This window comes from Streptococcus sp. oral taxon 058 str. F0407 (genome assembly GCF_000235485.1).
Lineage (GTDB): Bacteria > Bacillota > Bacilli > Lactobacillales > Streptococcaceae > Streptococcus.
Window position 1 is genome coordinate 23,678 of record NZ_JH378886.1, and the last position, 12,185, is coordinate 35,862.

Sequence of the window (12,185 nt, forward strand, 5' to 3'; positions counted from 1 at the left end):
AGATTCAATCTCGCTTTTTCGTATTCTCTTAGAAGAATCTTAGTCTTCTTTTCTCTTAGTCAGTCCGTAGGCTGCTAGAGTCGCCATGAGTCCTGCTGCAACCAAGCCTGCAGAATCTTGGCTGCCTGTTGCAGGGAGTTGTTTTTCATGTGCTTTGACAGTAGTTGGTGCAGTTTGCTCAGCTTTCTCAACGGCAGTTCCGACTTCAACGACCTGAGTGACTGCTTCCTGTGTTACTACGCTATTGACAAGTGTTCTTTCTTCTTTTCCATCAGCAGTAGTGCTTACAGAGTAGAAGGCAGTACGGTGGCCGTTAGCGCCCTTAGTAACAACTTGTGTTTGTCCTTTTGGTAATTGAGGATTTTCACGTGTCACAGTAGTGAATGGAATTTCTTCCTCTTGGATGTCCAGTCTTGGTTTTGCTTCTGCTGCTGGAGCAAGCCCGTGTTCATCCCCGACATGAGTTACAAGGGTCCCAACTTCAATGACTTGGGTTACTGCTTCTTGGGTCACAAGGCTATCTACAAGAGTTTTCACTTCCTTACCGTCAGCACTAGTGCTCACAGAGTAGTAATGACTGCGACGACCGTTAGCACCTTTAGTAATGACTTGAGTCTTCCCTTTGAGCAAGAGTGGATTTTCACGTGTCACGGTAGTGAATGGAATCTCTTCCTCTTGGATATCCAGTCTAGGTTTTGCTTCTGTAGTTGTCGCTTTACCACTTTCATCCCCTTTGTGAGTAATAGGGGCACCGATTTCAACCACTTGGGTCACAGGTTCTTTGGTTACTTGACTATCTAGAACGGTTTCTGTTTTCTTACCATTTTCAGTAAGGACAGAGATGTAATGAGTGCGTTCGCCCTCTACACCTGGTGTTACGATCTTTTCTTGCTTAGCTGGGAGGTTCGGATTTTCTTTTTTGATAACTTCAAATGGAATCTTTTCTGCTCTTGTGATGAGTTCCGGTTTGGTTTCAACATTAGCAGCTAGTTCGTTTTCATCGAGGCTTCCTGAGTGAGTTGCCGCTGGTTTGAGGCTTAGGCGGGCTGCTTTGAGATTGGCTACGAGAGCATCTAACTCGGCTTGTTTACTACGGTTGAGGTTGTAGTTGAGAGCTTCTTTAGCTGCATTTAGAGCGCCCAAGCTTTCCTTGCTGTATCCATCCAAGTTTGCAGGGATTTGAGCAAGCTCCTCGCGGAGTGCATTGTAGTTAGCGCGGAAGTAGTCTTTGTTGTGGTCTGCAAAGGCAGTCATGAGTTCAAAGATTTCTTCTTCCTTGTACTCTGCACTTGGTTTGTCTGCCCAGATAGCAAGCATGCTTCCGACGGTCGGAAGGTCTACTTCTGGATACTTAGTAGATGCAAGCTGGTTGAATGGCACTTTTCCAGAGTTTTCAAGTGCCTTTGATAGTGGGTAGGCTTCGTCTGGTTTGTGATTGCCTAGGACGTAGTACCAGTCTCCGTTTGTATTAAGAAGTTTGTAGCCTTTGCTTGCCAGGTACTGAGGAGTTGCAAGGTTGTAACCCCACCATCCTTTAGACCAGTAAGAGATGATGACATCCTTGTCAAACTCAACATCATCCTTGTCCTCGTAGTAGAAGCCATCATTGAAGGCCATTGGTCGAAGACCTCTTTCTTTAGCCATGGCCGCAAGAGTGTTAGAGTACTCGGCAAACTTGCCATAGAGTCCGTACCATTTGAGGTAGTACCAGCCTTGAGCGTTGGTAGCGTCATTAGCGTACTCGTCTGTACCGTAGTTGAAGATCTTAGTCTTGCCTGCAAAGAAGTCCATATACTTGCCAATGAGAGCCTTAACAAAGTTCATGGCTTCTTCGTTTTCAAGGTCCATAGTTGTTTTGGAAACCTTGTCAAAGTTGGCTTGAGGATTTTGGATACCCAATTTTTCCATAGCGACGAGCATGGCATCCATGTGACCTGGGCTGTTAATCGCTGGGATGAGTCCAAGACCTTTTGATTTTGCGTACTCGATCAATTCAGTGATTTCTGCTTGACTAAGAGTAGTTCCGTTTGGATCATCGTAGTAAGCTTTTGTTCCTTCGATGATGGCATTTTTAACATCGTCACTTGCATAAGTTTTGCCATTAGCCGTGATAGTCATGTCATCAAGTAGGAAGCGAAGTCCGTCATTTCCTAGGAGGAGATGAATATCAGAGTATCCAAGTTCGCTAGCTTTATCAATGATACGTTTGAGTTGTTCAGCTGAGAAGTATTTACGTCCAGCATCGATTGAGATTACCTTGTTCTTGGCAAGTTTTTCAACTTCGCGTTTCGCGTCTTCTTCTTTTTGAGCTTCTGGTGTGAAGGTTAGGTTGCTAACAGCTTCTTGAAGTTTTGCGATTGCTTGATCAATGGTGTCTTGTTGGGCACGGCTGAGGTTGCTATCGAGTGAGCGAATAGCTTTTTCAGCTTTTTTGACAGCTGCGACACTTTCTGCAGTATAGCGGTTAAGGTCTGTTGGTACTTCTTTCAGAGCTTGTTCAGCAGACTCATAGTCAGCTGCGAAGTATTCAGCATTGGCATTTGCGAAGCTACGCATGAGTTTGAAGAGGCGTGATGGTGAATAGCGTGCAGATGGGGTATCCGCCCAAGCAGCTACCATACCGCCGATAAATGGGATATCTGCCCCTTCAGATTTTGGCACCGAAGTGATTGGAGTGTTCTTGATACCATTGAGTCCTTGGTCAAGGTTGTACCAGCCTTGACCGTCGGCATTTCGTCCAAGAACGTAGTACCAAGCATCGTTGGTATTAAGGATTTGGTGGCCTTTTTCAACTAAAAGTTTAGAAGAAGCGACATCGTATCCGCCCCATCCACCAGTCCACATAGAAACGATGATGTCTTTGTCAAAAGTACCAAAGCTAGTGTCACTATTGTAGTAGATACCGTCGTTGAAGGCCATCGGTTTGAGTCCGTGAGATTTAACGATGCGAGCAAGGTCATTGGCGTAGGCGATAAATTTGTCGTAACCCTTATCTGGGAAGCCATCTTCTGGATACCACTTGTAGGCCTGAAGAACGCTCCAACCTTTAGCATCTGTAGCATCGTTGGCATATTCATCTAGTCCGATATTGAAGATGTCAGTTTTGCCAGCGAAGTAAGCAGCATACTTGTCGATCAGAGCTTTGGTAAATGCAACCGCTTCTTTATTATCAAGGTCAACGGTACGAGCAGATTCCTTACCAAAGTAGTTGAAGTTCGGTTTTTGGATGCCTAGTTCTTTCATGGCATGCAAAATCGCATCCATGTGACCAGGGCTGTTTACAGTTGGGATGAGACCGATGCCTTTGTTTTTAGCGTAGTTGATCAAGTCCGTCATCTGACTCTCTGTCAAATGGTTGCCGTTTGGATCCTTGTAGTAGGCATCGGTTCCGTTTTCGAGTGCACGTTTGACATCGTCGCTTGCATAGGTTTTACCATTGGCTTTGATTGTCATATCGTCTAGCATGAAACGCATGCCATCATTTCCAACTAGTAGATGAAGATCAGTATAACCGTAGTGTTTGGCTTTGTCGATGATTTCTTTTAGTTGGTCTGGAGAGAAGTACTTGCGTCCAGCATCGATTGAGATCATTTTTCTTTTTGCCAGTTTTTCATTTACCTGACTTGCTCGTTCAGTGCTCGGAGCAACTGCAGCAGGCGTTGCTGGTTCATTTTTCTTCTCTTCATCGGCTTTTACTGGTTCTGATTGTTCTTTTGAAACAGGAGTAGTTTTTTCAGCGACTGGAGTCTCGTCAGTTTTCTCTGCAACTACTGGGGATTCAGTTTTTTCTACTGTTGGAGCGAGTGTAGCTGAAGCATCCTTCTCCTCCTTGTTTTTTGCTTCAACCCTTTCTTCAAGCTTGCTTTCAACCGATGTCTCAGCATCCTGTGGTTGTCCCTGAGCAGTTTGAGCTGCGCTTGGATTTTCTGGTGTTGGAGTGACGCTGTCGGCAGACGCGACTTGGGTACCAAAGACAAATCCTATGAGTACAGAAGCTGCCCCAATCGCGTATTTACGAATGGAGAAGCGCTGTTTCTTTTCTAGTTTCATGATAAAACCTCCCTATTATTATATTGTATGATAACGTTTTCACAAAACTGTTTTTATTTTATTATCTAAGATATAAAAAGTCAAGCGGCTTTATAAAAGAACTATAATAAATGGAGGAAATTATAAGATTAGGAAGCTGTTTTTTTGATTCGTTTGTTTTTATGGAAAACCAGTAGTCTCTATTTAACTTGTTTTTAGTAAAAGCACTACTAATTAAAGATTCACCCTTTCTCGCCTGTTCATTACAAATCAAGCGTGCTATAATGAAATAGAAAAAGCCGAGCTAGGCTCAGGCTTTTTCTTAATGACCTCGGTTACATGAGATGAATTTGATTTTGTAGTAGTCTGCTCGCTTATAAGTTTCACTATAGGCAAGGACTTGGCCAGTGGCCTCAAGTTTTGTAGTCTTGGTTTGGAAGACAGTTGGGAATTGTGTATCGATTCCAAGTACAGAAGCAGCGTGCTCTGGTGTTGGAAAGGCGATCTCGTTGATTTCCTCAAAATGCTCATCAGTCATGTGAATGCGGTAATCCAGCTTGAAACGTTTATAGATAGAACTATAATAGTCAAGATTTGGGTAGTTGGCATTGATGTATTGCTCAGGAATATAAGAAGTGTGATAAATATAGGTCACATCGTTTGTTTGACGTGTCCGTTCAATCTTGTAGTAGAACTGGTCTCCACGCAAACCAAGTTTTTCCAAATATTCAAGCTTATTTCCGCGTTCGATAGAAAGGACAGTTACCTTATCGTCTTTTGTTTCAAAAATTTCTACGTCTGAAAACTCAACGAGTTTGTGCTTACGAGCGCGTGAAACAAAAGTTCCTTTTCCTTGCTGGCGGACAATATAGCCATCTTTGGCAAGGTCGTTCAAAGCACGAACAACTGTGATAGAACTGACATCATACATGGCGATCAACTCTGCTTCAGTATAAAACTTGTCTCCACTCGCAAATTGACCTGAAATGATTTTATTCTTGAGTTCGTCTTTAATATATTGGTATTTTGGAATAGCCATAATTGCACCTCAATTTTTTTCTTTCTCCTTCTTTGATTTTACCACAAACACAAAGAAAATAGTAGCATTTAGATGAAAAAATAACATAATACATTAAAAATATTATTTTGCACATATATAAAAGTGTCATTGAAACAGAGGTCGTGCAAAAGCTCTCATCTTATGCTATTTTTTAGATAATTTTGGTAAAAAAGAAGTAAAAAAATAGAAAAATTTTAAATAATTTTCTAAAACCTATTGACAAATGCAAAAGATTTGATTATAGTTAATATTATAATAAATGAAAGCGCAAACTTAATTCGTCAGAGGTAATAACATGACCAGATTTAAAATTGAGGACGATTTCTATTTAGACGGAAAACCGTTCAAGATTTTGTCCGGCGCCATTCATTATTTTAGGATTCCAGCAGAGGATTGGTATCATTCTCTCTATAACTTAAAGGCGCTTGGCTTTAATACAGTCGAGACCTATGTGGCTTGGAATTTACACGAACCTGTTGAAGGGGAGTTTGATTTTGAAGGTGCCAGAAATTTGGAGAGATTTCTTCAAATTGCACAAGATTTGGGTCTCTATGCCATTGTACGCCCGTCTCCATTTATCTGTGCGGAATGGGAATTTGGTGGCTTGCCGGCTTGGCTCTTGACCAAGGACATGCGAATTCGCTCGTCCGACCCGGCCTACATCGAGGCTGTTGCTCGCTATTATGACCAATTATTGCCAAGGCTTGTGCCTCGCTTGTTGGATAATGGTGGAAACATTCTTATGATGCAAGTCGAAAATGAATATGGCTCTTATGGAGAAGATAAGTCTTATCTACGAGCAATTCGGAAATTGATGGAAGAACGAGGGATTGATTGCCCACTCTTTACTTCAGATGGCCCATGGAGGGCTACTCTGAAAGCCGGAACCTTGATCGAAGACGACCTCTTTGTGACAGGAAACTTCGGTTCTAAAGCTCCGTACAACTTTTCACAGATGCAGGAATTCTTTGATGAGCATGGCAAGAAATGGCCCCTCATGTGTATGGAATTCTGGGATGGTTGGTTCAACCGTTGGAAAGAACCCATCATCACTCGTGATCCAAAAGAGTTGGCAGAAGCTGTTCGAGAGGTATTGGAGCAAGGCTCTATCAACCTTTACATGTTCCATGGTGGTACAAACTTTGGTTTCATGAATGGTTGCTCGGCTCGAGGAACTCTGGATTTGCCACAAGTCACATCATACGACTATGATGCCCTTCTCGATGAAGAAGGAAATCCAACTGCCAAATACCTAGCAGTCAAGAAGATGATGGCAACACACTTCCCAGAGTATCCGCAGTTGGAACCACTTTACAAGGAAAGCATGGAAATGGACTCCATTCCACTAGCCGAAAAAGTTTCCTTGTTTGAAACCCTGGATAGTCTGGCAAGTCCAACTGAAAGCCTCTATCCAAAAGCGATGGAAGAACTTGGTCAAAGTTATGGCTACCTTCTTTATCGTACCGAAGCAAGTTGGGATGCAGAAGAGGAACGTCTCCGTATCATCGATGGACGTGACCGATCTCAACTCTATGTAGATGGTCAATGGATTGCCACTCAATACCAGACAGAAATTGGTCAAGATATCTACTGTCAGGGCAACAGAGAAGGCTTTTCAGAGATTGACATCTTGGTCGAAAATATGGGGCGTGTCAACTATGGACATAAGTTCTTGGCAGATACGCAACGTAAAGGAATTCGGACAGGTGTCTGCAAGGATCTACACTTCATGTTAAATTGGAAACAATATCCACTACCACTGGATAATCCTGAGAAGATTGATTTTTCAAAAGGATGGACAGAAGGACAACCAGCCTTTTACGCTTTCGACTTTACGGTCGAAGAGCTGAAGGATACCTACTTAGACTTATCTGAGTTTGGTAAGGGAGTTGCCTTTGTCAACGGGCGTCACCTAGGACGTTTCTGGAACGTCGGCCCGACCCTCTCACTTTATATCCCTCATAGCTATCTCAAGGAAGGTGCTAACCGCATCATCATCTTTGAAACTGAGGGCGAATATAAAGAAGAGATTCGTTTAACTCGTAAACCTACACTAAAACATATAAAGGGGGAAAACTTATGACAATTGTAGGATGCCGTATCGATGGACGTTTGATCCACGGTCAAGTAGCCAATCTTTGGGCAGGGAAACTAAACGTTTCACGCATTATGGTTGTAGACGACGAAGTTGTTAACAACGATATTGAAAAGAGTGGTTTGAAACTTGCTACACCACCAGGTGTGAAACTCAGTATCTTGCCAGTTGAGAAAGCAGCAGCGAATATCCTTGCTGGTAAATACGATAGCCAACGTCTCTTTATCGTTGCACGTAAACCAGACCGTTTCCTTGGTTTGGTTGAAGCAGGTGTTCCGCTTGAAACACTCAACGTCGGCAATATGTCTCAAACACCAGAAACTCGCTCTATCACACGTTCTATCAATGTGGTGGATAAGGATGTGGAAGATTTCCACAAACTAGCCGAAAAAGGTGTGAAACTCACTGCTCAAATGGTTCCAAATGATCCAGTTTCAGACTTTTTGAGCTTATTAAAATAGGAAAAAATTTTTAGGAGGTCATTGTTATGATACAATGGTGGCAAATTTTACTTCTCACTTTGTACTCAGCTTATCAAATCTGTGATGAGTTGACAATCGTTTCATCTGCAGGTTCCCCTGTATTCGCTGGTTTCATTACCGGTTTGATCATGGGAGATGTGACAACTGGTTTGTTTATCGGTGGTAGCTTGCAGTTGTTCGTTCTCGGGGTTGGTACCTTCGGTGGTGCTTCTCGTATCGACGCAACTTCTGGTGCGGTTCTTGCAACAGCATTCTCTATCTCTCAAGGTATTGGTACAGATCTTGCGATCACAACAATCGCTGTACCAGCAGCAACACTTTTGACATACTTCGATGTTCTTGGACGTATGACAACTACTTTCTTTGCACACCGTATTGATGCTGCGATCGAACGCTTTGACTACAGTGGTATCGAACGCAACTACCTACTTGGTGCGCTTCCATGGGCCCTTTCTCGTGCCCTTCCAGTATTCTTCGCTCTTGCTTTTGGTGGTGCTTTCGTACAATCAGTAGTAGACCTAGTTAAAGAATACCAATGGATTGCAGATGGTTTGACACTTGCAGGACGTATGCTTCCAGGTCTTGGATTCGCTATCTTGCTTCGTTACCTTCCAGTTAAACGTAACCTTCACTACCTTGCAATGGGATTCGGTTTGACAGCTATGTTGACTGTTCTTTACTCATATGTAACAGGTCTTGGTGGAGCTGTTGCGGGTATCCTTGGTACTCTACCTAAAGATGTTGCTGAAAAAATTGCTTTTGTGAATAACTTCAAAGGTTTGTCTATGATTGGTATCTCTATCGTAGGTATCTTCCTTGCAGTGCTTCACTTTAAAAATAGCCAAAAAGTAGCTGTAGCAGCACCTTCTACACCATCAGAAAGTGGGGAAATCGAAGATGACGAATTCTAATTACAAACTTACAAAAGAAGATTTTAATCAAATCAACAAACGTAGCTTGTTTACTTTCCAATTGGGTTGGAACTACGAACGTATGCAAGCTTCTGGTTACCTTTACATGATCTTGCCTCAATTGCGTAAAATGTATGGGGATGGAACTCCTGAATTGAAAGAAATGATGAAAGTTCATACTCAATTCTTCAATACTTCTCCATTCTTCCACACAATTATCGCTGGTTTTGACCTTGCCATGGAAGAAAAAGATGGTGTAGGTTCAAAAGATGCCGTTAACGGTATCAAGACAGGTTTGATGGGACCATTTGCTCCTCTTGGAGACACAATCTTTGGTTCACTTGTACCTGCTATCATGGGATCTATCGCAGCAACTATGGCTATCGCTGGCCAACCATGGGGTATCTTCCTTTGGATCGCAGTTGCAGTTGCATATGACATCTTCCGTTGGAAACAATTGGAATTTGCCTACAAAGAAGGGGTTAACCTTATCAACAACATGCAAAGTACGTTGACAGCTTTGATTGACGCTGCATCTGTACTTGGTGTCTTCATGATGGGCGCTCTTGTAGCAACAATGATCAACTTTGACATTTCTTACAAATTGCCAATCGGTGAAAAGATGATTGACTTCCAAGACATCTTGAACTCAATCTTCCCACGCTTGCTTCCAGCAATCTTTACTGCCTTTATCTTCTGGTTGCTTGGTAAGAAAGGTATGAACTCTACTAAAGCAATCGGTATCATTATCGTTCTTGCAGTAGGTCTTTCATTCATCGGTAAATTCTTGCTTGGAATGGGCGCATAATTTATGGTGAAATCGTTAATTTTGGTGAGTCATGGTCGTTTCTGTGAAGAACTTAAAGGTAGCACGGAAATGATTATGGGTCCACAAGACAACATTCATGCAGTGGCTCTTCTTCCAGAAGATGGTCCAGAAGAATTTACTGCAAAATTTGAAGCTGCTATCGAAGGATTGGATGATTTCCTAGTCTTTGCAGATCTTCTCGGTGGTACACCATGTAACGTGGTGAGCCGCTTGATTATGGAAGGTCGCGACATTGAACTCTACGCAGGAATGAATCTGCCAATGGTGATTGAATTTATCAATGCGAGCCTTACAGGTGCAGATGCGGACTATAAGAGCCGTGCTGCAGAAAGTATTGTGAAAGTCAATGATTTGTTAGCGGGCTTCGATGATGACGAAGACGAATAATACTCTTCGAAAATCTCTTCAAACCACGTCAGTGTCGCCTTGCCGTATATATGTTACTGACTTCGTCAGTCTTATCCGGCAACCTCAAAGCAGTGCTTTGAGCAGCCTGCGGCTAGCTTCCTAGTTTGCTCTTTGATTTTCATTGAGTATACGATGTGATAACGGCTAAATCGTTAGAACAGCTTGTATAGAATATACATGGGAATGGGAGTCAATCCCATTCCCATATTTTCAATAGGAATGGAACAATAATAGATTAGAGGAACTCTATGCTAAATTACACAAAAGAAGAATTACTTGAACTGGGTGCAGAAATCACGACTCGTGAGATCTACCAACAGCCTGATGTATGGAAAGAGGCTTTTGAAGCCTATCAAGCGAAACGGGAAGAAATTGCAGCCTTTCTGCAAGGAATCGCTGATAAACATGACTATATCAAGGTCATCTTGACGGGTGCTGGTACTTCTGCTTATGTGGGAGATACCTTGGTACCATACTTTAAGGAAGTCTATGACGAGCGCAAATGGAACTTCAATTCTATTGCGACAACAGATATTGTAGCCAATCCAGAAACTTATCTAAAGAAAGATGTGGCGACGGTCCTTGTATCCTTTGCTCGTAGCGGAAATTCACCTGAAAGTGTGGCAACAGTTGATTTGGCTAAAGCCTTGGTTGATGACCTCTATCAGGTGACTATTACTTGCGCGGCGGAAGGGGAATTGGCTCTTCAAGCGCATGGCGATGACCGCAATCTCTTGCTCTTGCAACCAGCTGCCTCTAATGACGCTGGATTTGCTATGACTTCTAGCTTTACATCTATGATGTTGACAGCTCTCTTGGTTTTTGATCCTACAGAATTTGCTGTTAAAGCTGAACGTTTTGAAGTTGTGACGAGCCTTGCCCGTAAGGTCCTAGACAATGCTGAAGACGTCAAAGAGTTGGTTGACCTCGACTTTAATCGTGTCATCTATCTGGGTGCAGGTCCATTCTTCGGCCTTGCTCATGAAGCTCAGCTAAAGATTTTGGAATTAACAGCTGGTCAAGTGGCGACCATGTATGAAAGCCCAGTTGGCTTCCGTCACGGTCCAAAATCATTAATCAACGAAGATACAGTTGTTTTGGTATTTGGTACAACGACAGACTACACTCGCAAGTACGATTTGGACTTGGTTCGTGAGGTTGCTGGTGATCAGATCGCTCGTCGTGTCGTGCTTTTGAGTGATCAAGCCTTTGGTCTTGAAAATGTCAAAGAAGTGGCTCTTGGTTGTGGCGGTGTCTTGAACGATATTTACCGTGTCTTCCCTTACATCGTATATGCTCAACTCTTTGCCCTTTTGACTTCACTTAAGGTCGAAAATAAACCAGATACACCGTCTCCTACAGGTACAGTAAACCGTGTGGTACAAGGTGTTATCATTCATGACTATCAAAAATAAGGAAGTATCTATGAGTAAATTACAATTAAGTCCTAATAAAGTAGCTTGCTTGAAAAAACTCTCAGATGAGAATGGCATCATTTCAGCTCTTGCCTTTGACCAACGTGATGCTTTGAAACGCCTCATGGCTCAATACCAAACGGAAGAGCCAACTGTTGCTCAAATGGAAGAACTCAAAGTATTGGTTGCAGATGAATTGACAAAATACGCTTCATCTATGCTTCTTGACCCTGAGTACGGTCTTCCAGCTACAAAAGCGCTTGATGCCAATGCTGGTCTTCTCCTTGCTTATGAGAAAACTGGTTACGACACAACTAGCACCAAACGCTTGCCTGACTGCTTGGATGTTTGGTCTGCAAAACGCATTAAAGAACAAGGTGCGGATGCAGTCAAATTCTTGCTTTACTATGACGTGGACAGCGCTGACGAACTCAACCAACAAAAACAAGCCTACATCGAACGTATTGGTTCTGAGTGTGTGGCAGAAGACATTCCATTCTTCCTTGAAATCTTGGCTTACGATGAAAAAATCGCTGACGCAGGCTCTGCAGAATACGCAAAAGTGAAACCACACAAGGTTATCGGTGCCATGAAGGTCTTCTCAGACCCACGCTTCAACATCGATGTCTTGAAAGTGGAAGTTCCAGTCAATGTCAAATACGTTGAAGGCTTTGGCGATGGTGAAATCGTGTATACTCGTGAAGAAGCAGCAGCCTTCTTCAAAGCACAAGACGAAGCGACTAACCTTCCATACATCTACTTGAGTGCGGGAGTGTCAGCTAAACTCTTCCAAGAAACCCTTGTCTTTGCCCACGAATCAGGTGCAAACTTCAACGGAGTTCTTTGTGGCCGTGCGACTTGGGCTGGATCGGTTGAAGCTTACATCAAAGATGGTGAAGCAGCAGCTCGTGAGTGGCTTCGCACAACTGGATTTGAGAACATTGACGAACTCAACA

General features: G+C 42.9%; 9 protein-coding genes. 7 read left to right on the top strand and 2 right to left on the bottom strand.

The genetic code is table 11. The annotated features are described in order from the left end of the window. Positions 1–39 precede the first annotated feature (39 nt). Together strH and HMPREF9184_RS01400 are read right to left on the bottom strand one after the other, a co-directional pair. Entirely contained in the window at positions 40–4,050 is a 4,011-nt protein-coding gene (strH, locus tag HMPREF9184_RS01395) for an LPXTG-anchored beta-N-acetylhexosaminidase StrH (RefSeq protein WP_000764166.1), read from the bottom strand. 301 nt (positions 4,051–4,351) lie between these two features. After that, positions 4,352–5,068 carry a GntR family transcriptional regulator gene (locus HMPREF9184_RS01400; protein ID WP_001007184.1) on the bottom strand — a complete coding sequence of 239 codons (717 nt, stop codon included), beginning with the start codon at positions 5,066–5,068 and terminating at the stop codon, positions 4,352–4,354. Positions 5,069–5,384: 316 nt separating this feature from the next. On the opposite strand from HMPREF9184_RS01400, the gene HMPREF9184_RS01405 reads away from it, so the two are divergent. The 7 genes from HMPREF9184_RS01405 to lacD form a co-directional block, all read left to right on the top strand. Continuing rightward, complete coding sequence (locus HMPREF9184_RS01405) at positions 5,385–7,172, top strand: glycoside hydrolase family 35 protein (RefSeq protein ID WP_000196625.1); 1,788 nt, start codon at positions 5,385–5,387, stop codon at positions 7,170–7,172. Continuing rightward, the gene (locus tag HMPREF9184_RS01410; protein WP_000156968.1) at positions 7,169–7,645 is read left to right on the top strand and encodes a PTS sugar transporter subunit IIB; all 477 of its coding nucleotides are present in this window, start codon (positions 7,169–7,171) and stop codon (positions 7,643–7,645) included. Before HMPREF9184_RS01405 ends, HMPREF9184_RS01410 begins: the two co-directional genes overlap by 4 nt. 26 nt (positions 7,646–7,671) lie before the next feature. After that, positions 7,672–8,577 (top strand): PTS mannose/fructose/sorbose/N-acetylgalactosamine transporter subunit IIC, encoded by a 906-nt coding sequence (locus HMPREF9184_RS01415; protein ID WP_000616997.1) that lies wholly within the window; start codon positions 7,672–7,674, stop codon positions 8,575–8,577. Continuing rightward, positions 8,564–9,385, top strand: coding sequence for a PTS system mannose/fructose/sorbose family transporter subunit IID (locus tag HMPREF9184_RS01420; protein ID WP_000185284.1), 822 nt, complete (start codon positions 8,564–8,566; stop codon positions 9,383–9,385). The genes HMPREF9184_RS01415 and HMPREF9184_RS01420 overlap by 14 nt, the downstream gene beginning before the upstream one ends. 3 nt (positions 9,386–9,388) lie before the next feature. Beyond that, positions 9,389–9,793 (top strand): PTS sugar transporter subunit IIA, encoded by a 405-nt coding sequence (locus HMPREF9184_RS01425; RefSeq protein ID WP_002875700.1) that lies wholly within the window; start codon positions 9,389–9,391, stop codon positions 9,791–9,793. Positions 9,794–10,062: 269 nt separating this feature from the next. Beyond that, on the top strand, positions 10,063–11,229 hold the full coding sequence (locus HMPREF9184_RS01430) for an SIS domain-containing protein (protein WP_000936012.1): 1,167 nt from the start codon (positions 10,063–10,065) through the stop codon (positions 11,227–11,229). A gap of 10 nt (positions 11,230–11,239) precedes the next feature. Then, on the top strand, positions 11,240–12,185 hold a 946-nt coding region (gene lacD, locus HMPREF9184_RS01435), incomplete at its 3' end, for a tagatose-bisphosphate aldolase (protein WP_232196691.1).